Source organism: Leptolyngbya sp. CCY15150, assembly GCF_016888135.1.
GTDB lineage: Bacteria > Cyanobacteriota > Cyanobacteriia > RECH01 > RECH01 > RECH01.
Genome location: NZ_JACSWB010000173.1, coordinates 38848 through 60456, shown reverse-complemented (window position 1 = coordinate 60456; position 21609 = coordinate 38848). Strand labels below are relative to the sequence as shown.

The window sequence follows — 21609 nt, the reverse complement described above, 5'->3', positions numbered from 1 at the left end:
AAGAGCGATCGCTCTTCTGATCTGGTGGTTGGTGCAGTGAGAGGGCGATCGCTCTCCCATGGTTATCTCCAGCTTAGAATTAATTCTCGCCTTCAGGAGTCTCTGGATCGTTAGCGTCATCCGGTACTAGATCATCTGCTGGTTCACCCGACTCCGGATCGCTCCCCTGCTCCTCAAGCTGCTTCCAATCATCCAACGGACGGCTGACCGCATCTTCAAAACTCGGCGTCACCAGCAAAACATCTAGCGTCTCCAAGCCATCGGGGGCATTGTCTGGCAGATCGCGATGGGCATAGAGGGCGCTGCGGTTGAAATCATAGCCTCCCACCGTCAGCGATCGCTCCTCTTCCTCACCCTCAACCGTCAGGTTGATCACCGCCAGCGGTTGATGAAAACTAAACACCTCCCAATCCGCCGCCGGCACCGATAGGGTGCGATCGCTTTCCCCTGACACCAGCAGGTTGAGTAAAAAGGCAATCGAGGCATCATTGGCCGGCATTTGCTCCGGTTCCAACATCTGCCAGCGCCCCTGATCATCGCGCTCAAACCGCAGGGTGCGCAGTTGGGTGGTGAGGGTGAAGGCTTGAATGTCTTGTTCTTCAAAGGTAAATAGAGGTTCCACACCCTCCGCTTGGGATGCTGCCTCGGGCGATCGCTGGGTTTCTAGTATGACCACCCCCGCGCCTAAGATCACGGCGATCGCCACCAACCAAAGCGTAGCTGACTTGAATTTCATACCGATCATCCTCCTCAAAGCTGTCATCGCGAGACAGGTCGAACTATCCTAGCGAGAATTGGGGGCGATCGCTGGTTTTTGCTCCAGCATCACCACCAAAAACCTTGCGCCGCTGGTAGCCGAAATGCCAATTTTGCAGTAAAGCCTACCCCAGGGTAGTACCGCAGAGGTTTTTAAGGCACTATGATCTATGGCTGTAGGCGATCGCACTGTAGGTTGACGTTATGACACCAGATTTTGCATCTACGAACCCAGGCTCTCATGCAGCTACCGCCTGGCACACGCTGGATCTGGAGCACGCACTTGCACGCTTAGAAAGCGATCGCTATCAAGGACTAACTCATGCTGAAGTAAAAGCGCGGCAGAAGGTTTATGGGCTCAATGAGTTAGAAGAACGGGGCGGGCGCAGCACCTTCAGAATTTTGCTGGATCAGTTCACCAACATCATGCTGTTGATGTTGATGGCGGTGGCCGTCGTCTCTGCCATTTTAGATATTCGCAATGACAACTTTCCTAAGGATGCGATCGCCATTTTTCTGATCGTCGTCCTCAATGGCATTCTGGGCTACCTGCAAGAAAGTCGTGCCGAAAAGGCTCTTGCCGCTCTCAAGCAATTATCAGCGCCTACCGTGCGAGTTTTGCGAGATGGCAAGGTGAGTGAGGTAGAGGCGAAGTATCTGGTGCCGGGAGACATCATGCTGCTTGATGCCGGACGGCAGATTTCCGCCGATGGGCTGTTACTGGAAGCGAGCAATCTCCAAGTGCGGGAGTCGTCGCTCACGGGAGAGGCGGAAGCGGTGATGAAGCAAACCACCCAGCCGCTGGATGCAGAAGCCTCCCTGGGCGATCGCACCAATATGGTGTTTCAGGGCACAGAGGTGATCAACGGTCGTGGCACCGTGTTGATCACCAGCACCGGCATGAAAACAGAGCTAGGACGCATTGCCACTATGCTGCAGGATGTGGAGGCGGATCCCACACCGCTGCAACTGCGCATGACCCAGCTCGGCAATGTCCTAGTGGGTAGCTCCTTGGTTCTAGTTGCGCTGGTTGTTGTGGGTGGGGTGCTCTATGCCGGGCGGGATGCGTTTGAAGATCTGCTAGAAGTATCTCTGAGTATGGCAGTAGCTGTCGTCCCAGAGGGGCTGCCCGCCGTGATTACCGTCACCCTCGCCCTTGGCACCCAGCGGATGGTGAAACGCCATGCCCTCATTCGTAAACTGCCCGCCGTGGAAACCTTGGGTTCTGTAACCACCATCTGTTCGGATAAAACCGGCACCCTCACTCAAAACAAAATGGTGGTGCAGCAAGTGGAGTTGATGGGGGAGTCGGGCTCCATCGAACTCACCGTCACCGGCGATGGCTATGAGCCTGCTGGGGAATGCCGACAGGGGGATAGGGCGATCGCTCCCCAAGACTTCCCAGCCCTCCAAGCCTTGATGGCTGCCTGTGTGCTGTGCAACGATGCGATCCTGCAGGAACAGAGCGAGGGCTGGAGTATTTTGGGCGATCCGACAGAAGGAGCCCTGCTCACCCTAGCGGGCAAGATCCAGTTTGAACAATCCACATGGACGGAACAGTTTCCCCGCCAAGTAGAATTTCCGTTCACTTCTGAGCGGAAACGCATGAGCGTTGTGGTGCCCACCCAGGGTCGCTACGGCAATCGGGATGTTCCCCATCTATCTACGGTGCTGAATACCGATTGCTCCTCGGTTTTATTCTGTAAGGGATCACCAGAACTCATTCTGGAGCAATGCACCCAGGTTCAGCTAGGCGATCGCCCTGAACCGCTCACAGCCGAGCTACGGCAGCATATCCTCGATCAAAATAATCAACTAGCCGGCCGAGGGCTGCGGGTGTTGGGATTTGCCTATCGCCCTCTAGACGACATACCGCCAGAGCGATCGGAGCAAACGGCCGAACAATCCTTAATCTGGCTTGGTCTGGTGGGGATGCTGGATGCGCCGCGTCCGGAAGTGCGGGAGGCGGTGAAGCGCTGTCGGCAAGCGGGTATTCGGCCGATTATGATTACCGGCGATCATCAACTCACCGCCAGGGCGATCGCTGAAGATTTGGGCATTGCTGAACCCGGCACCTTGGTGCTCACCGGTCGCGAACTCGAACACCTAGATACCCAAGAGCTAGAAGCCCATGTCAAGCGCGTCAGTGTCTATGCCAGGGTGTCTCCTGAACATAAGCTGCGGATTGTCCGCGCCCTGCAGCGTCAAGGCAAAATTGTGGCGATGACCGGCGATGGCGTTAACGATGCCCCGGCGCTGAAGCAGGCCAATATCGGCATCGCCATGGGCATCACTGGCACCGATGTCAGCAAAGAAGCTAGCGATATGGTGTTGCTGGATGACAACTTTGCCAGCATCGTAGCGGCAACGGAGGAGGGGCGAGTGGTCTATTCCAATATCCGTCGCTTTGTAAAGTACGTCTTGGGCTCCAACATTGGCGAGGTATTGACGATCGCTGCCTCACCCATCCTGGTGCCTGGGGGCGGTGTGCCGCTGATTCCTCTACAAATTCTTTGGATGAACTTGGTGACCGATGGCTTGCCGGCCCTGGCCCTGGCTGTAGAGCCTGCCGAACCGAATGTGATGCAGCGTCCACCCCACGACCCCCAAGAGAACATTTTTGCTCGGGGTCTCGGCAGCTACATGCTGCGCATTGGAGTGGTGTTCGCCATCATTACCATTACGCTGATGGTCTTTTCCTTTCACTTCACCATGCGCGAAGGGCATCCTGAACGATGGAAAACCATGGTGTTTACTATGCTCTGCCTTTCACAGATGGGGCATGCGATCGCTGTTCGCTCTAGCTCTCGTCTGACCATTGAGATGAATCCCTTTTCCAACGTGTATGTGTGGGGTGCTGTCTTGGTGACGACAGTGCTGCAACTGATGCTGATCTATGTTGAACCCCTGCGCCTATTTTTTGGCACCCAAGTGTTGAATGCAACGGAACTAGCGATATGCTTCGGATTTAGCACCCTCTTATTTGTCTGGGTTGAACTCGAAAAACTATTCATTCGATGGTATCGCTCGGGTAAGGGCTAATCGGCGATCGCTCATGTATTTGAAATCTTTGCACCTCCGCCACTTTCGTAATTACCACGACCAAGCGGTGATGTTTCAAGCGCCCAAAACCATCTTGGTGGGCGACAATGCCCAGGGAAAATCCAATCTACTAGAGGCGGTGGAACTGCTGGCAACCTTGCGATCGCACCGAGCTAGCCGCGATCGCGACTTGGTGCAAGATGACCAAGCCACGGGCTCCATCACCGCTACCCTCGATCGGGACACCGGGCCGGTCGATCTATCCATCCTGGTGCGCAGCAGCGGTCGCCGCACCCTGCGCCATAACGGCCAGCCCCTGCGCCGCCAGGTTGATTTTCTGGGCGTGATGAATGCCGTCCAGTTTTCCAGCTTAGACCTAGAACTGGTGCGTGGTGGGCCAGGTCTACGGCGCGATTGGCTAGATGTGCTCCTCACCCAGCTCGAACCCATCTACGCCCATCTGCTCCAGCAATATAACGCCACCCTGCGGCAGCGCAATGCCCTGCTGCGCCAAGTCCATGGCGGTCTCGCCGCCGATCCAACCCAACTGGCCATTTGGGACAGTCAGTTGGCCACCATCGGCACCCACGTCATCCGCCGTCGGGCCCGAGCCATTCACCGCATTGCGCCCATTGCCGCCCATTGGCACCACGCCATCAGCGATCGCACCGAAACCCTAGACATGCGCTATGCCCCCAATGTCTTCCTAGCCCAGGATGATCCCATCGCCATTCAGCAAGCCTTTTTAGACCAAATCCAGCAGCGGGCGATCGCTGAACAGCACCAAGGCACCACCCTCGTTGGCCCCCACCGAGATGATGTGGACTTTCGCATCAACCGCACCCCAGCCCGTCAGTATGGCTCCCAAGGACAACAGCGCACCTTAGTCCTGTCGATTAAACTGGCGGAACTGAAACTCATTGAAATGGTGATCGGCGAACCACCGCTGTTGCTCCTCGATGATGTGCTGGCAGAGCTGGATCTCACCCGCCAGAACAAACTGCTGGAGACCATTCAAGATCGCTTTCAAACCCTGATCACCACCACCCACCTCAGCGCCTTCGATGCCCAGTGGCTGCGATCGTCCCATGTCTTGACCGTACAAGCCGGCAGGATTAAAACTTAGACAGGTCTGACCTCCGTCAAAAATTGCACCGAGATCAAGATATGGTACTTAGAAACAACCGGGGCACCATGCCCCACCGACTCCCTAAATGGTATGAAGATTCATTACGATGCTGAGGTGGATGTGTTGAGTATCATCTTTATCGATACGACGGTGATCACCAAGTATCTCGAAAAGGGGATCGCGGTGGACTATGCAGAGGATGGGCAACTGGCTGGGATTGAGGTTTTGGCAGCAACCAAGCAGTTTGGCGGCAAATCTACCCTACAGCAAGTCGTGATTGAGGGGCTGGGTCTGGCTTCGTCAGGGTTCTAGGCAGAATTCTAGGCAGAATAGATCTCCGGGTTTGGGTGCTCAACCTGAGAAAGGTGGCTTGAGGTTCGATGGTAGGCGATCGCCTACCTTGTTGTATGACCCGTGAGTTTCACCCTGTATCCAAGCCCTGGCCCTGTCCACCTCATTCAGATCCTTCCGTCCTGGCTCCCGACGCCACCCCCATGGTCAATTTGTCCACCTACCGCACTGGCTCCTTTCAGCGAGGGCGATCCGGCTGGGTGGTGATGCTGTGGTGGCTTGTGCAAGCGATCGCCTTTCCCCTAACGCCCCATCCCTGCAATGGCCTACGCGTGGCCCTGCTGCGATTGTTCGGAGCCCGCCTCGGGCAAGGGGTTGTGATTCGCCCCACCGCTCGAATTACCTTTCCCTGGCGAGTGGCGATCGGTGACCATAGCTGGATTGGCGACCACGTGGTGCTCTACAGCCTGGCTCCTATCCACATCGGCTGCCACTGCGTGATTTCCCAACGCAGCTATCTATGCACCGGTAGTCACGATATTGCATCGTCCCAGTTTGATCTACAAACAGCGCCGATCACCGTCGGCAACGGCGCATGGATCGCCGCCGATTGCTTCATCGCTGCCGGGGTCACCATTGGCGCAAATGCCGTGGTCGGCGTTCGCAGTACCGTCCTCAGCTCGTTACCCAACCAATGGATATGCTGGGGCACTCCCTGCCGTCCCCATCATCCCCGCATTATGCAATCCCAGGACGCTGGCTAGTACCGCAAGACGGAAGAACGAAAACAGAAAAACGAAAAGGAATTCCAGGACACACACGGTTTTCCGCCTCAGCCAATAGGCGGGTTAATTACGCCTCGGAGTACTAGTCTCACGTCTCTGCCATGATCTACCCAGACTCGATCGCTGATGCGGAACCTAAAAAAAATGGTGAGATTCCATCATTAGGACGAATGTGGGCTAGTCTGCAAGGGTTGACTCGAAGAGACATGGTCATGGATAGGCACATTCAGGTTTTGCCTGATAAAGGCGCGATTATACAAACGGCACTGCAACTCATTCTAGAGCGGGCCCAGGCAGCGATCGCCCAGCGAGGACGGTTCACCATTGCTCTAGCCGGTGGCGGAACGCCTAAACCGCTCTATGAAGCCCTAGCCCAGCAGTCGCTGCCCTGGGACAAGGTTTGGATCTTTTGGGGAGACGAACGCTACGTGCCGCCCACCCATCCCGATAGCAACGAAGGGATGGCCCGCCAGGCCTGGCTCAACCATGTGCCCATCCCCGCCGAGCAGATTGTGCCCATGCCAACGGATGCTGACGATCCAGCGATCGCTGCCCAGCGCCACAATCAGCAACTTCTAGATCTCTTTCAACCCCCGGCCGGCACCATGCCATCCCTAGATTTGATTTTGCTCGGCATAGGCGACGATGGTCATACCGCCTCCCTATTTCCCCATTCCGCTGCGCTCACCGTGAGCGATCGCCTGGTGACCGTGGGCAACAAAGATGGTCAGCCGCGGATTACCTTCACCGCCCCCTTCATCAATCAAGCTGCGACCGTCCTCTTTTTGGTGGCAGGCGCAAGCAAACAGGCCGCGCTGACCGAAATTTTTTCTGATACGGGTGACGATGCCGTCTATCCCGCTCGTTTGATTCGTCCCCAGGGCGAACTTTGGTGGCTCTTAGACACAGCAGCGGCCCAAGGCGTCCCTTCATTGCTGTAGTATCTATCGTTGTTAGAAAACGCAAAACAGCCCCTTAGGTACCGCTATGTCCCGGCTGTTCTGAACGTTTTTTGCAATTTACTGGCCCAGTTGTTCCGGTTTCAGACTAAGATTTGCTAGATTCGGGATAGTTAAGCGTCCTTAGCTCAGGAAATGTGGCGATCGCCCCTTGTTCCTAGTGCGGGGGGTACCCTGGGGCAGCACGTCCAAGTTAGCGTAGGGCCATAGACTCGAAGCACCCATGCGCAATACTCCCAAACAGTGTGACGTTTCAAGATCGTAACGGAAAGGAACCTTGCATGATTGTTTGTCCTAACTGCAACCATCAAAACCCTGACGGCGCAGTCCAGTGTGAGGCCTGCTATACGCCTCTCCCTGAGATGGCAAGCTGTCCGAGTTGTGGTGCATCTGTTCAAGCCGATGCGAGTTTTTGCGGACAGTGTGGATTTGACTTGCGGGGCGGTACAGCACCGGTCAACGAGTCCGCCGCCATCCCTCCAACTATCACGCCAGGGCTTGGGCTCCCCGATTCCCCTAGTACCCCCGATGAGATGTCTTTCTCGCCGGTGAATCTGGAACCCCTCGTGGAACCAGAACCCTTAGTGGAAGGCCTAGGTATAGCTGAGTCTAGTCCAGCGATGACGCCAGACAGCGAAGAGATGCCAGCCCCAACGCCAGCACCGGCCCCGATGGAGGCTACCGCGCCGTCCCCCAGTCCAGCGGCGGCCAGCCCCGCCATCGGCTCAACCCAGCTCCAACTCCAAACCGCTCGGCTCTTCCATGTGCAAACCAACACCACCCTAGAGCTACCCCCAGGACTCACCGTAGTTCACATTGGTAAGCCCAACGATCGGGTGCCACCGGATATTGACGTGGCAGGATTTCCCAACTCGGAGATTGTGTCACGGATTCATGCAGATATTCGTATTGAGGGAGATGTCCATTACATTGAAGATGTGGGGAGCTCTAATGGAACTTACATCAACAACACGCCTCTTCCAGCCGGAAATCGTCATCGGCTTCGTCCGGGCGATCGCATTGCCCTTGGAAAAGGAGATCAGGTGACCTTCCTCTTTCAAATGGCCTAGCATTCAGTCTGGCATCCACTATTCATTCTTCCCTGTTTAGCGTTCATCGTGACAGTGTGATTACTCTTTTTCTCCTGCAACCTCTTAAACAAATCCCGGCTCAAATCTGGACTTTCGAAAATGAGTCGGTGATTCGCATTGGCCGCTCTACGGATAACCACGTTGTGCTGTACAGCGCCGTGGTGTCTCGTCATCATGTCGAACTTCGTCGCACGGGCGATAACTGGGAGATTGTCAATCTAGGCACGAATGGTACGTACCTCGATGGCAAACGCATCACTCAGGTGCCCGCTGTAGACGGGGCCATTATTCGGCTAGCGCGATCGGGGCCAAATATTCAAATTCGCATGGGGACAGAGGCCCTCAACACTATCCCCGATGTATCCAGCGATCGCCCCCTAGGAGAGCCCTTAGACGATCAGCTAACAGACGCCGAAGCCAGGGAGACCACCGGCGGCATGGTGAACCTATCCTCCGTAGACGACGACGAGGACATGGGAATACGAGGGCGATCGCGCCGAGGCACCATCCCGGTTCCGCCTCACCTCCAGCTCACTCCGGATGCCCCCACCGTTATCCAAAGTTTTGAAAAAGATCCTGTGGCTGCGTCCACCGTGGCCGCTACCCGCCTGCGTCATCCCCTCACAGATGTCCCGTCTCCTGGCATCACGAACCCAACATCAGCCGAAGAGCCCACCCAGGTCATCCACACCGTCGATACCTATCAAATGACCCAGGTGCTAGGGCAGGGTGATATTGGCATCACCTACCTTGCCTGGCAGAAAGGGCAGTATTTTGCCGTCAAAACCCTAAATGCTGACTGGATTGGCAACGTCAAGGCCAATGCTGCCTTGGAGTATGAAGGTGAGATTCTCCACCAGCTTGACCATCCCCAACTACCGCGCTGGATCAACTATTTTTCCGTCGGCATCCAGCCCTACCTCGTGATGCAACTGATGCCCGGTGATAAGCTGTCCCAATGCATCAACTCCCACGGGCCGGTTTCCCTGGCCCAAGCGATCGCTTGGATTTTAGACATCTGTGAGGTGCTGTCCTACCTGCACCAGTTTACGCCTCCCATTTTGCATCGAGGCATTCGCCCCAACAGCTTGATCTGCCCACCCGAGGGCAAGCTAGCCCTTGTAGACTTTGGCATGGTGAAAACCCTAGCTCTAGGGCAAAGTATTCCCGCAGGACGTACCGCCTACACAGCGCCCGAACAGCTTGATATGGCCGCCACGCCAGCGGTTGACCTCTATGCCCTGGGGCCCAGCCTGGCCTACTTGGTGACCGGCCACAACCCGGTCTCGTTTTATGGCGATCGCGCTCAGGGCTATCGGTTTTATGCCGATGCCGTGCCAGGTCTCCATCCTGAACTAGCCTCTGTGCTAGATAAATTAACCGATCCCAATCCCGATGCGCGCTATCAATCGGCCCATGATTTAGCCAGCGACCTGCGAGCCCTATCGGTCAGTTGAGATGGATGGCGCGACAGATGAGGCAACAACCAGGTTCGTCAACGAGTAGGACTAGACATGGCTAGAGGCGACCAGATTTATGTCATGCGTCCCTTGGGCAAAATGCAGGGGGTCTATGAACACCACGGTATTGATTACGGCGATGGCAGCGTCATTCACTATCGCAAGCCGGAGCAGGAGCCCGCGATCATTAGCCACACCTCCATGTCCTCGTTCTCCCAAGGCCACCGCATCTACATCAAACGCTATCAAACCTCATTTATCGCCGACGATGTGATTAGACGGGCTGAAAGTCGCTTGGGGGAACAGCAGTACGATTTGTTGACCAATAATTGCGAACACTTTGCTACCTGGTGCAAAACCGGGCAGCAAGACAGCGCCCAACTGCGCCAGTTTGGCTTGGGCTTTGCTGGCTTCAGTCCCAAGGAGTCCCATCAGTTGGTGGAAGAAGCCACCGTTAGCACTCCTGAACAGGCGATCCCCTTGGTTCAGCAAGCCTTGAATAATGTGGCCATCGCTCGGGCTCCCCTACAAGCTCGCTACGATCGAGCGATCGCTGACATGCAGACCTGGCATCGAGTAGCCCAACTAGCCCTCCGCCAAGGCAAAGAGACCGTGGCCCGTGCTGCCCTAGAACGCAAGGTAGCCAGCAAGAAACAACTGCCTGACCTCCAAGCCCAACTGCGCACCTTAGATGACCTGCAGCGCGACCTTCAGAAAAAACTTCAGCAGGTGCAGACGCGGTCGTTCTAAGCGATCGCCCCTCAGTGGAATACCCGTGGAATATCAGTGGAATAAGAATTTTAAAGTCGGGTGGGTCAACATCCGGGTTCAAGAGTAGGCTACGGATGTTCCAAATGTAAACAATTGGTTCAAAATTCGATTATTTTTAGAAGGACGCCATGGAGCATGGGCTCAAGGGGACATCTTTAGAGGGTAGCGTCGGCATCGTTCACGTCGCCCATTCTTACCAACTCAACCCAGTCCCCCTTCAAACCAAAGGATTCTGGGCGTCTGATAGGCTGTTGTAGTGATTCCAGTCCCGTGATTTAAGTATTGCAGTAGCTACTATGGATATTTTCAACGTGCGTCAACTGGGAACGAGAGTCAGCGCCCCCCCGGTGCTGATGTCCTCAGCAAAACGAGGGCAACCCTGCCAGCGCTTTTCCAACCGTTCACAACCCGATTCACGTCAAGGCTTAGGGCTGGGATCCCGCCTAGGGCTCTGGGTTGGGTTGCTGGGGTTGTCTGGGCTCTATGCCGCACCAGGATTCGCCCAAGCTCCCAGTGCAAGGCTGCAGAATGAGGTAGCTCAACGCTCACCCAACCTGATCAGCCAAGCCCTTGTCTTGCGTCGAGGGGCGTCTGGAGCTCCGGTAGAACGCCTCCAGCGCGCCCTCCAGGATCTGGGTTACTACGATGGCCCGATCACAGGCTTTTTTGGTGCTCTTACGGAAACAGCGGTACGGCAGTTTCAGGCAGATTCTGGGTTGCCCACGGATGGCATTGTCGGTGCATCGACGGAGACAGCCCTATTTGGCACCCCCGTGGCACCAGCCGCCACAGCACCAGCCAGCACCTCTGGCTTTATCCGGCGTGGCAGCACTGGCGCACAGGTCGTTGCTCTGCAAGAACGCCTAGCAGCGCTGGGCTACTACACAGGCGGCATTGATGGAGACTTTGGTGCTGGCACTGATACGGCGCTACGAGCCTTCCAATCCCGCAATAACCTGACGGTGGATGGCATTGTTGGCCCAGGTACAGAGGCAGCCTTGCGTAGTTCCTCTGCTGTGGCAGCCGCAGCGCCTACGCCACCCACGACTCCTGCCCCAACCACTCCACCGGTAAGGGTGCCCGATCCCGATGATGGGATTTTAGAATTTGGTGAATCTGGCCCAGAAGTGCTGACCCTCCAAACCCTGCTTCAGTCTCTCGGGTTTTACCAGGGAGGACTAGACGGAATCTACGGCCCCGGTACTCGGGATGCCGTCACGGCCTTTCAACGGTCTCAGGCCCTGACGCCAGATGGGGTAGCTGGGGCCCAAACCCGCGCTCGGCTCGACCAAGTTGCCGCTACCCCGCCGCCAACGCCGCCAACCCCACCGGTTGTCACGGTGCCGCCGCCTGTAACACCAGCTCCCACAACTCCAGCCCCCACAACTCCAGCTCCAGTCGCAGACACAACAGGGCGATTTAGCGTCTTGGAATTACAGCGACGACTCGCCGATCGCGGCCTGTATACGGGGGCTCTGGATGGCATCTTAGGCCCAGCAACCCGCACTGCTATCCAGGCAGCTCAACGGGAATATAACCTCAATGAGTCTGATATTCTCCAAGGGCAATTTTAAGCCAAGGTAGCGATCGCCATTAACATTCGTGAGCAGATTGCTCAAGCTGTCCCAGATCAAGATAGTCTAGATCGCGGCATGTGGTAAGCCCTTCACCCACTCTCATCGCCCTGCGCACTGAGCATGGCGATCGCTCTGGTTTAGGTTTGAATGCCAGGAGACGAGGGCTGGCTGGCATGACAAGGATTGACCACACCCAATCAATATCCATACTGCACCGATCTCGACCTTACTCGACATTATTGATAACGATGGTACATTCTCCAATTAACCCGTCTACGGCCGATCCCCTCGCAACCGCACCTCCGGCAGACTCCCACGAGCGCATCCGCCAGTTTCTCCAAGGGCTCCAGGATCAAATTTGTCAGCGCCTTGAAGCTTTAGATGGGCAAAGCACGTTCAAAGAAGATTCCTGGGAGCGTGAAGAGGGCGGTGGCGGTCGGTCGCGGGTGATTCGCGATGGCCGAGTTTTTGAACAGGGCGGCGTTAACTTCTCTGAAGTCTGGGGCAACACCCTACCACCCTCCATTTTGAACCAGCGTCCTGAAGCTAAGGGTCACAAATTCTACGCCACGGGTACCTCTATGGTGCTGCATCCTCGCAATCCCTACGTGCCGACGGTGCATTTAAACTATCGCTACTTTGAAGCTGGGCCCGTGTGGTGGTTTGGCGGTGGTCTGGATCTCACCCCCTATTATCCCTTCGCAGAAGATGCTACCCACCTGCACCAAACTCTTAAGCAAGCCTGCGATCGCCACCATCCCGACTACTATCCAACCTTTAAGCAGTGGTGCGATGAATATTTCTACCTGAAGCATCGGGATGAAACTCGGGGCGTCGGCGGCATCTTCTTTGACTACCAAGATGGTCGCCGTCAAGAGCTCTATCAAGGCCCTGACCCCGATGGCCCCGCCGCTGCCTATAGCCGTAACCTGGGCGACGTTGAACCGCGCAGTTGGGAACAGATCTTCGCCTTTGTGCAAGACTGTGGTCAGGCATTTTTACCCGCCTATGTACCGATTGTGGAACGCCGTCAGGATACTGAATACAGCGATCGCCAGCGGCAGTTTCAACTCTACCGTCGCGGGCGCTACGTAGAATTCAACCTCGTCTACGATCGCGGCACGATCTTCGGTCTGCAGACCAATGGTCGCACCGAGTCTATTTTGATGTCCCTGCCGCCCCTCGTGCGCTGGGAATATGACTACAAGCCCGAAGCCAACACGCCAGAATCCGAACTCTACGACGTTTTCCTAAAGCCCCAAGACTGGGTGAACTGGCAGTCCTAAGACCTGCCGTGCTGAGGGCGATCGCTCCCGGCACGGCTGATAGAATGCTTTGATAGACCCAAGCGTTCAACCGGGGCGATCCGGTAGGGCTCTGGCACCCTGCCCATGGCCTGGGCGGAATCCTTCGGATCGTGCAAAAATGAGTTAAGCTACTGGGTAATGTGAACCAGCTCTAGTCGCTAGTTTTCTGGTGAACACGATGTCTCATAAGGCATCGGCCGTCATCAATCGCCTTAGACTCGACGATCCATAGGGATCTCGTCACGTGGGCGATCGCCCGTTGTCTAGACCTCATTCCTAGGGGCGATCGTTACGGGTCAAGCGCATCTTTCCTAGCACCCTACTCTCAACGCAAGCTGAGCATTCCCATGGAGCAGACAGAACACAAAACCCAAGATGGCCGAACGGTAATTGTGATGGCTCCAACAGGACGATTAGACATCACCACCGCCTGGCAGTTTCGCCTCAAACTCCAAGAATGTATTTCCAGCGTTAGCCCCCACGTTGTGATCAATTTGGGGCAGGTTAACTTTATTGATAGCTCTGGCCTCACCTCCCTCGTGGCCGGAATGCGCGACGCAGACAAAAACAAAGGCAGCTTTCGCCTATGCAACGTTCATCCAGAAGCTAAGCTCGTCTTTGAAGTGACGATGATGGACTCTGTGTTTGACATTTATGAAACCGAAGAAGACGCCTTGAGCCGTGCATCAAGTAACTTGAAGTAGGCTATGGATGCTGCAACGCAGGATCATGAAATGCTTAGGGAGTAAGAGCTAGAAGGTAGATACTTTTAAGCCCTCATGGCCTGAATCCTACCCTTGCTTCAATAACCAGAGTCATACAAATCAAACCCTCCAGCGCGTTGCTTGGCAAACGTCCCGCAAAACGGGACAATAGAGTTACGTTGGGATTACGTTAGATGTAGAGTCGAACTGTGAATAACGTCCGCACTGTCTCTGATACGAAGCGTGCTTTTTACACGCTCCACACTCGCCCGATCAACTCGATCTATCGCCGTGTTGTCGAGGAGTTGATGGTTGAAATGCATTTACTGTCTGTAAATGCCGATTTCCGCTACGATGCCATTTACGCCTTAGGAACGGTAACCACCTTTGATCGCTTCATGCAGGGCTACCAACCAGAGCATGACCAAACATCTATGTTTGCAGCTTTATGCCAGGCGATTGAGTCGGATCCGCAAACCTATCGCCAAAGCGCCGAGCAGCTCCAGGCAGAAGCCGGGCAGTTTTCCATTGAAGGGTTGATCGACAGCCTCAAGGCAGAAGACAGCAGTGACGATCGCTTAACGGTGTCTACCCTACGAGGTGTAGCAGCTTCAGGGTCATTTAAGTACAGCCGCCTGTTTGCCATTGGTCTCTATCGCCTTTTGGAGTGCATCGATCCAGAATTGTTGACCCAAAGCGATCGTTGCAATCAGGTTCTGGAAGAACTCGGTCAACTCATGCATTTGCCCACCAGCAAGATGCAAAAAGACCTAGAGCTTTATCGCAGCAATCTTGACAAAATTGTCCAAGCCAAGTCGGTGATGGAAGATATTCTCAAAGCCGACCGCAAGAAGAAAGAAGAGCGGGAAAAACAGCGACAGATGGCCGCTTCCAGCGATCCGGTAGCAGAAACGCCCGAAACACCTTAATGCTTCGATCGCTTCCCTAGGACTAAACCCAGGCGATCGCTCTGGGCAACCTGATTGATCGACCATCCTGATCGCAGTCCATCTCATCTCAAGACCTACCAAACTCATCTCAAGACCTACCAAAAGCACTATCCCCTACGGACTTCTGTCCGTAGGGGATAGTGCTATTACGTTGGAGCGATCTAGATCTTGCAGAACGCCCAATTTGGGAGGAGCTGTTGATCGCTGAGGTATAGCGATCGCCTCCTGATGCCCATAGATTCTAGGACGGAACATCAGCCTGCGCGCATGATCCCTCCCGTCTACTAGAGCCTCACGTCGGCAGGCGTCCCGCTGGTCAACATCTAGTCAACATCTAGATTCTAGATCGCGCCGATCCCCTTACCTCGGTTGTCGTAGGCATCTGTTAAGCGTCCTTCCTCTTGAGTTTCGTTAACTTCAGTCAACTCTTGAACACGCTGAGCCTTTTCTTGCTGTTTCTGAGCCTTGCGATCGCCTGGCTCTTCATAGTACATTTCTGGCTCAACGGCGAAGTTATTCACCAGCCCTTCATTATCCACGGTGTAACCATCCGTGGTGTTGATGTCTTCCTCATCGGTGGGGGGCTGCTTATAGTTTTCTTGCTCCCGCTCTATGCGGGCAGCCGTTTCAGCGGGCATAATACCGCGATCGTAGTTATCTCGTTGAATGCGGTCACCACTCATAGGTGTCCTCCTGTAGGCTAATGATCAAGACAGATTCAGGATTATCCTATTGTAGGATTGCCCTATTCTGTCTTACGGGATCTGGAGCCAGGAGATCAGCGATCGCCCTGCCTCAGTCGCGTTACTTCTAGCATGGAGGATGATTAGAGAAAGTGCGTCTACCCATCGACCCAAGCGATCGCCTTTTCATCTCTGCATATAGAGGTAGCCGACTCGCTTGAAGCTCGACGGGGAGAGCGATCGCGGCAGATCACCCATAGCTGGCCGCATCTAATAGCTGGCCGCATCTAAAAGTTCAGCAACTCCTCAAGGGCCTGGTCATCCGCCAAGGGCACCCAAAGATGCACCTGGGTACCGCCATCAAGATCACTATCAATGCGCCAACTGCCGTCATATAGATTCACCAACTGCTCCACAATCACCAATCCTAAACCACTGCCCTGCTGCTCATAGAGCTGGCGCTCAAATTGCTGAAATGCTCCAATGGCTTGAATTTGTTCTGGCTGCATCCCTCGGCCGCGATCGCTCACACAGAGATGATACCCATCCCCCTCTGGCCCACCCGACACCACAATCGATGTACCTGGCAAGGAAAACTTACAGGCATTGTCAATCAACTCTTCAATGATTTTCTGTAAATTAGCCTCACTCACCCCAATTGTGGCATTCTCCATGGCCATCGTCAGATCGGTCTGGCGTCCCTTTTGTTCTGCCACATCCATCGCGGCACATTGAGCCACAAACTCTGGCTGCTGTAAGATATGGGATCGAAACTCGGCCGCCTGAACCTCATCACTAGCCAAGACTCGCAGCTTGGAATAGAGTAAGGTATTGTTAATTACACGATGGAGTCGGCGGGCAGATAGGCTAATGCCATCAGCAATTTCTGAGAGGCTCTCTGCATCAATACCATCATGCTCATATTTCAGGATGTCTGCTAAACCCATCAGCCCATTTAATGGGGTAAGTAACTCATGGGGCATAGCCTGAGCAATGTTTTTGCGTAGTTCCTCAATCTTGCGCTGATAATGGCTCCCCACCACAGCCTTTTTCTGGAGCCGTGCATCCACCGCATTGAGGAGTTCTAGTCGCGTAAAGGGCTTGCTCAAATAATCATCAGCACCCATTTCCATGCCATGGCGTTGATCGGAGCGGCTGGCCTTCGCCGTCAGAAAAATAAACGGCGTCGTCTCTGCTTGAGAAACAGATCGCACATGAGCCAGCACGTCGTAGCCACTCAGGGTTGGCATCATGATGTCACACAGAATCAAATCTGGATCAGTTTGGGTAACGAGCTGAAGACCTTCTTGACCATTAGGGGCGGAAAAGACCTCGTATCCCTCATTTTCCAAGATATCTGAGATGAGTTCACGAATAGCATCTTCGTCTTCAATCACTAAAATTCTGTTCATCATGAAAAAAGGTATAGGGAGTCATATGTAAGCAGTTTTTGGAGCTCAGGCAGCGATCGCCCCGTCGATAGAACAGCAATAAACAGCAGGCTCTGGTAGGTCAACGGAAGGATACATCTACGGCGACTTGGCAGCGCGTGACGAGTTGAGCAAACTCTAAAGCAGGTAAGGGTCGGCTAAATAAGTAACCCTGCATGGCATCACAACGATGCATGGCTAAGAAATCTCGTTCATCTTCCGTTTCCACTCCTTCAGCAATCACATCGAGATCTAAACTGTGGGCCATTTGAATGAGAGCCATGACAATCGCTGCATTCTTAGTATTTTGATTTACCTGCTTTACAAAACAGCGATCTAACTTCAGGGTATTAAACGAGAAATGCTGCAGGTATCCCAGCGATGCATAGCCGGTGCCAAAATCATCCACCGACACCTGTAATCCCCGAGCATGGAGTTCGTTCAGGGTATTGATGGTGCTTTCCACATTTTGTACGAGCAGGCTCTCGGTCAATTCAAGACTGAGGTAACGCGGAGGCAACCCAGTTTGATCGAGCACCTGAGTTATCTCGGGAATGAGATCAGGACGATTAAATTGTGCCCCAGATATATTAACGGCTAACTTAAGCGGCGGCATCCGCTGTTCTTGCCATGTCACCGCTTGTTGACATACTGTTTGTAATACCCAGCGCCCGATGGGGATGATCACCCCCGTAGACTCGGCTAGGGGAATAAAGTCATTGGGAGGAACCAGGCCGCGCTGCGGATCATGCCAGCGAATCAGAGCTTCTGCTCCCACCAACTCACCCGTTTGTAGACTGATCTGAGGCTGGTAGTAGAGGGAGAATTCATCCTGCTCTAAAGCTTTCAGGAGGCGATCGCGATCTTCGATCTGGGTATGAGATCCTTCAGATGCATTGCCGTAGGCTTGATGCAGAGCGGCTTGCTTCTTGAGCCTCGTACGAATGGTATCAAGAAGATCTAGACGATCAAACGGCTTGGTAATATAGTCGTCAGCACCCAAGGCCATGCCGTGGCGGATATCCAAGCGCTCTGATTTGGCGGTTAGAAAAATAAACGGAACGGCGGCGGTGATGACCTCTTGCTGCAAGGCCGCTAAAATGCCGTAGCCATCTATTCCTGGCAGCATCACATCACACAAAATTAAGTCTGGGGTGATGTCGCGAGCCATTTGTAACCCAGATATCCCATCTTCAGCACAGATTGGTTCATAACACTCAGCTTCCAGCAAATCTGAAATGAGATCGCGGAGCATGGGTTCATCTTCAATAACCAAGATCTTTTTGGGAGACATAGGGTGCGGACCTTTAGGGATAGGGACTACTCAGCAACTGCCGTCAACCATGATCATGATGGTTCATGACGATTCATGGTGAACGCCCAAAGAATTCAGTGCCTCTGGATGGGGAATGGTCGTGAATCCAGTTGCAGAAAAGTGTAGGGGTAACTCAACTATAAAACTGGTGCCCTCCCCTAGGATACTGTCAATCTGAATATGGCCGCCGTGAAGATCGATGGCATTCTTAACAATGGATAACCCTAGACCCGTTCCGGGAATGGTGCCCACATTCTTAGCGCGGTGGAAGGGTTCGAACAATCGGGATAGATCTTCCGAGGGAATACCAATGCCGCGATCGCGAATCAGGAAGGTGGCGGTGAGCGGCGCGCTGGCCTGCGGGGAAGGTCGAATCGTCACCTGGAATTCAATCTCAGCATGGGCTGGCGAGTATTTCAGCGCATTGGACAGCAGGTTGCTAATCACATGCCGCAACAGTTTTTCGTCGAGATAAGGACGCAGGGGCAAGGTGATCGGCGGCTGATTGGCGATCGCTGCTAATTCCGCCGGACTGGGCGGTAGGTAGGTGAATTGAATCGCGTGCTGCTGGGCATTGAGTTGATTGGCATTGAGCTGAATGCCCTCCACCAAGGTTCGACAAAACTCAGCGAGGTCGAGGGGAATGGGCGTAAAGGAGAGCCGGCCCGAGTCATAGCGGCTGATCAGCAATACATCATCCAAGAGCTGAATCATATGCTGCACCGCTGATTTAATTTGCTGGTAGTAGCGCAGCCGTTTCTCTGGCTTGAGCTTATAGTCTGGATATTCCAGCAGCTCCGTCGCACTCAAAATAGTGGTGAGGGGCGTGCGAAACTCGTGGGATGCGGTGGAAATGAACCGAGATTTTAGCTCATTGAGTTCTTTTTCATGCTCCAGGGTTTGCAAAATATCGGCTTCGGTTTGCTTGCGCTCCGTAATATCCAACAAGGTGCCGACAACGCCTTGGGGGCGACCATTGGCATCATGAAAGAGCGCCTTGTAAAAAATGACATCTTGACGCGTGCCGTCGGCCCGCACCACGGAACTTTCATACACCTGGTTGCCTCCATGGAGGTGGCGCAGGGTTTTGGCGTCATCACGATAGCTGTTGGCTAGCTCAGGGGGAGCGATCGCATCAATGGTTTGACCAATGATGACCTCTCGGGTCGTCCCCAGATAGTCTTCAAATGCTCGGTTACAGCCTAGATAAATCCCGTGGGTGTCTTTATAGAAAATTGGGTTGGGAATGGTATCGATGAGGATTTGCAGTAGCCGAAACTGGGATTGTAGAGCTGTCTCCGCCTGCTTGCGATCGCTAATGTCTTCAGCAATACCAGCAATTCGATAGGGACGGCCAACGGAGTTCAGCACATAGGAGGCCCGGATCCAGACCCAGCGCACCGTACCGTCAGATTGCACAATCCGGTATTCTTCGTTGAGGTCGGTCTTGGCACTGAGATGAGCTTTGAAGGCCTGACGGATGCGATTTTGATCCTCTAGATGGGCTCCATCAAAGAAACAGGCTTTGGGATCTTCCATCAGGGACGGGCAGGGATAGCCCCAAATGTCTTGATAGCCAGGGCTGATGTAGAGGAGTTGCTGTCCGTCGGCAGACAGCAGAAAAAAGCAGTCGTGGATGTTTTCGGCCAGTTGGCGAAACTTTTCTTCACTTTGGCGCAGGGCTTCTTCCGATCGCTTGCGATCGCTAATGTTGCGGACGATCGTACACTTAAGCTCCTTGTCATCAAATTCTAGATAGCTAGAGTTGAGCTCGACGGGGATCTCCTGACCCAATTTAGTCAGGTTGATCGACTCTTCCGTATAGCTACCCCGCTGCTTGAAATTCTGCCAATGGGACTGCCAAAGGGACTGCGGGTAGTGGGGATCAATCTTATCAATGGACAGAGCTAGCAGTTCATCCTGGCTATAGCCAAGAGCCTCACAGGCGGCTTCGTTGACATAGAGAATTTGTCCATCGTCCTGCACCAAAAAGACCGCATCCCCCACCCGGTCGAGGGAGTAGCGGGCAATGCGTAGGTCGGCTTCCGCTAGCTTGCGATCGCTAATATCGCGAATGATGCAAACAAACTCCTGTTGCCCAAAGCGGGAGAGAGATAGCTCTTGGTAAAACAACGTGCCATCCTGCCGCTGTCCCATGATTTCACCGCTCCAGTGGTGCTGCCGGGCGATCGCGGGCAAAATTTCTGCTTGAATTTTAGCCTGCTCCTGATCTGCATAAACACTCCAGCATCCCCGCCCTAAAAGTTCTGTGGGCTGATGGTACCCATAGATGTCTACAAAGGCTTGGTTAAGATAAGTAAAGCAGTGATGCTGATCGACAATGGCAATGCCATCCCGCGAGGCGGCCATGGCCGCCGCTTGCTGGCGCATGACGCGCTGGGTTTTCGATCGCTCCACCGCATAGCGGATCGTGCGCATCAGCAACGCATAGTCAATTTGCCCTTTCACCAAGTAGTCTTGGGCTCCAGCTCGCAGGGCAGAGAGCCCCACCTCTTCGCTGCGCAGCCCCGTGAGCACCACAATAGCTAGGTCAGGAAACTCTGCATGAAGTTGGGTGACGGCTTCCAAACCTTGGGCATCGGGCAGGGAGAGGTCGGATAGCACCACATCACAAGCCTGGGTATCGAGGTGGGCGATCGCTGCTTGCAAAGACTCCACATGCATCAACGTCCAGGACAGCGAATTGGCATCATCCAGCACATCTTGGAATAGATCCGCATCGGCCGGATTATCTTCAATCAACAAAATTTTGAGGGGGGAGTTGACCATGCGCTCTACGTCCTTCGCGGCGGCAGTTTGACGGCAGCAAGCCAAAAATCTTCGATCGCTTTGATGAGGGTCATGAATTGCTCTAAATCGACCGGTTTAATCAGGTAGCAATTGGCGTGGAGGCTATAAGCACTCCGAATGTCCTCCTCGGCGGAGGATGTGGTGAGGACAATGATAGGAATGGTGGCCAAGTCTGGATCAGACTTCAGCTCAGCCAACACCTCACGACCATTTTTTCGAGGTAAGTTGAGATCTAGCAGAATGAGGTCAGGGTGCGGATGATTGGCATAGTCTCCCTGGTGTCGAACAAATGCGATCGCCTCCACTCCATCTTCTACGACATGGACGTGATTGAGTACCTTAGATTTACGGAGGGCTTCGATCGCAAGGTCTGCATCACTTGGAGAATCTTCAACCAGCAAAATCTCAATAGACATGAATACAGGGCAGAGCGTGGACGATGGACAGATGGAGGCGTCACAATTTCTCCAATAGTAACTCCTGTTGTGAGGGGTCGTATTCCCCTAAACGCTTGTACGTTTTGAGGCGACCAGCTTCAGACGACCAGC

At 54.1% G+C, this 21609-nt stretch carries 19 protein-coding genes; 12 read left to right on the top strand and 7 right to left on the bottom strand.

All coding sequences use genetic code 11. The features are described from left to right. Positions 1–79: 79 nt before the first annotated feature. Complete coding sequence (locus JUJ53_RS11855) at positions 80–736, bottom strand: hypothetical protein (RefSeq protein WP_204152230.1); 657 nt, start codon at positions 734–736, stop codon at positions 80–82. 48 nt (positions 737–784) lie between these two features. Continuing rightward, complete coding sequence (locus tag JUJ53_RS11850; RefSeq protein ID WP_204152229.1) at positions 785–946, bottom strand: hypothetical protein; 162 nt, start codon at positions 944–946, stop codon at positions 785–787. A 14-nt stretch (positions 947–960) separates the two neighbouring features. Between JUJ53_RS11850 and JUJ53_RS11845 the strand changes: the two genes are divergently transcribed. The 12 genes from JUJ53_RS11845 (at position 961) to psb29 (ending at position 14801) form a co-directional block, all read left to right on the top strand. Further along, positions 961–3798 (top strand): cation-translocating P-type ATPase, encoded by a 2838-nt coding sequence (locus JUJ53_RS11845; RefSeq protein ID WP_204152228.1) that lies wholly within the window; start codon positions 961–963, stop codon positions 3796–3798. Between the two features lie 13 nt (positions 3799–3811). After that, positions 3812–4924 (top strand): DNA replication/repair protein RecF, encoded by a 1113-nt coding sequence (gene recF, locus JUJ53_RS11840; RefSeq protein ID WP_204152227.1) that lies wholly within the window; start codon positions 3812–3814, stop codon positions 4922–4924. Between the two features lie 93 nt (positions 4925–5017). Then, positions 5018–5239 (top strand): DUF2283 domain-containing protein, encoded by a 222-nt coding sequence (locus JUJ53_RS11835; protein ID WP_204152226.1) that lies wholly within the window; start codon positions 5018–5020, stop codon positions 5237–5239. Between the two features lie 182 nt (positions 5240–5421). Next, positions 5422–5982: a WcaF family extracellular polysaccharide biosynthesis acetyltransferase gene (locus tag JUJ53_RS11830; protein ID WP_343327942.1), complete on the top strand. Its 561-nt coding sequence runs from the start codon at positions 5422–5424 to the stop codon at positions 5980–5982. Between the two features lie 233 nt (positions 5983–6215). Then, the gene (gene pgl / locus JUJ53_RS11825) at positions 6216–6944 is read left to right on the top strand and encodes a 6-phosphogluconolactonase (protein ID WP_204152224.1); all 729 of its coding nucleotides are present in this window, start codon (positions 6216–6218) and stop codon (positions 6942–6944) included. A gap of 299 nt (positions 6945–7243) precedes the next feature. Beyond that, positions 7244–8032 carry an FHA domain-containing protein gene (locus JUJ53_RS11820; protein ID WP_204152223.1) on the top strand — a complete coding sequence of 263 codons (789 nt, stop codon included), beginning with the start codon at positions 7244–7246 and terminating at the stop codon, positions 8030–8032. Between the two features lie 56 nt (positions 8033–8088). Further along, entirely contained in the window at positions 8089–9510 is a 1422-nt protein-coding gene (locus JUJ53_RS11815) for an FHA domain-containing protein (protein ID WP_204152222.1), read from the top strand. A gap of 57 nt (positions 9511–9567) precedes the next feature. Beyond that, entirely contained in the window at positions 9568–10263 is a 696-nt protein-coding gene (locus JUJ53_RS11810) for a lecithin retinol acyltransferase family protein (RefSeq protein ID WP_204152221.1), read from the top strand. A gap of 317 nt (positions 10264–10580) precedes the next feature. Next, positions 10581–11858, top strand: coding sequence for a peptidoglycan-binding protein (locus tag JUJ53_RS11805; protein WP_204152220.1), 1278 nt, complete (start codon positions 10581–10583; stop codon positions 11856–11858). Positions 11859–12109: 251 nt separating this feature from the next. Beyond that, on the top strand, positions 12110–13147 hold the full coding sequence (gene hemF, locus JUJ53_RS11800) for an oxygen-dependent coproporphyrinogen oxidase (RefSeq protein ID WP_204152219.1): 1038 nt from the start codon (positions 12110–12112) through the stop codon (positions 13145–13147). Positions 13148–13515: 368 nt separating this feature from the next. Beyond that, positions 13516–13872, top strand: a complete 357-nt coding sequence (locus JUJ53_RS11795) for an STAS domain-containing protein (RefSeq protein ID WP_204152218.1) — start codon at positions 13516–13518, stop codon at positions 13870–13872. Positions 13873–14081: 209 nt separating this feature from the next. Then, positions 14082–14801, top strand: a complete 720-nt coding sequence (gene psb29, locus JUJ53_RS11790; protein ID WP_204152217.1) for a photosystem II biogenesis protein Psp29 — start codon at positions 14082–14084, stop codon at positions 14799–14801. A gap of 362 nt (positions 14802–15163) precedes the next feature. Here the strand turns inward: psb29 and JUJ53_RS11785 are convergent, their stop codons facing one another. The 5 genes from JUJ53_RS11785 to JUJ53_RS11765 all read right to left on the bottom strand — a co-directional run bounded on the left by JUJ53_RS11785 (position 15164) and on the right by JUJ53_RS11765 (position 21477). After that, positions 15164–15505, bottom strand: a complete 342-nt coding sequence (locus tag JUJ53_RS11785; RefSeq protein ID WP_204152216.1) for a hypothetical protein — start codon at positions 15503–15505, stop codon at positions 15164–15166. A 287-nt stretch (positions 15506–15792) separates the two neighbouring features. Next, on the bottom strand, positions 15793–16917 hold the full coding sequence (locus JUJ53_RS11780) for a response regulator (protein ID WP_204152215.1): 1125 nt from the start codon (positions 16915–16917) through the stop codon (positions 15793–15795). 100 nt (positions 16918–17017) lie between these two features. After that, positions 17018–18229 (bottom strand): EAL domain-containing response regulator, encoded by a 1212-nt coding sequence (locus tag JUJ53_RS11775; RefSeq protein ID WP_204152214.1) that lies wholly within the window; start codon positions 18227–18229, stop codon positions 17018–17020. A 63-nt stretch (positions 18230–18292) separates the two neighbouring features. Further along, positions 18293–21040, bottom strand: coding sequence for a PAS domain S-box protein (locus tag JUJ53_RS11770; RefSeq protein WP_204152213.1), 2748 nt, complete (start codon positions 21038–21040; stop codon positions 18293–18295). A 5-nt stretch (positions 21041–21045) separates the two neighbouring features. Continuing rightward, the gene (locus tag JUJ53_RS11765) at positions 21046–21477 is read right to left on the bottom strand and encodes a response regulator (protein WP_204152212.1); all 432 of its coding nucleotides are present in this window, start codon (positions 21475–21477) and stop codon (positions 21046–21048) included. Between the last annotated feature and the right edge of the window lie 132 nt (positions 21478–21609).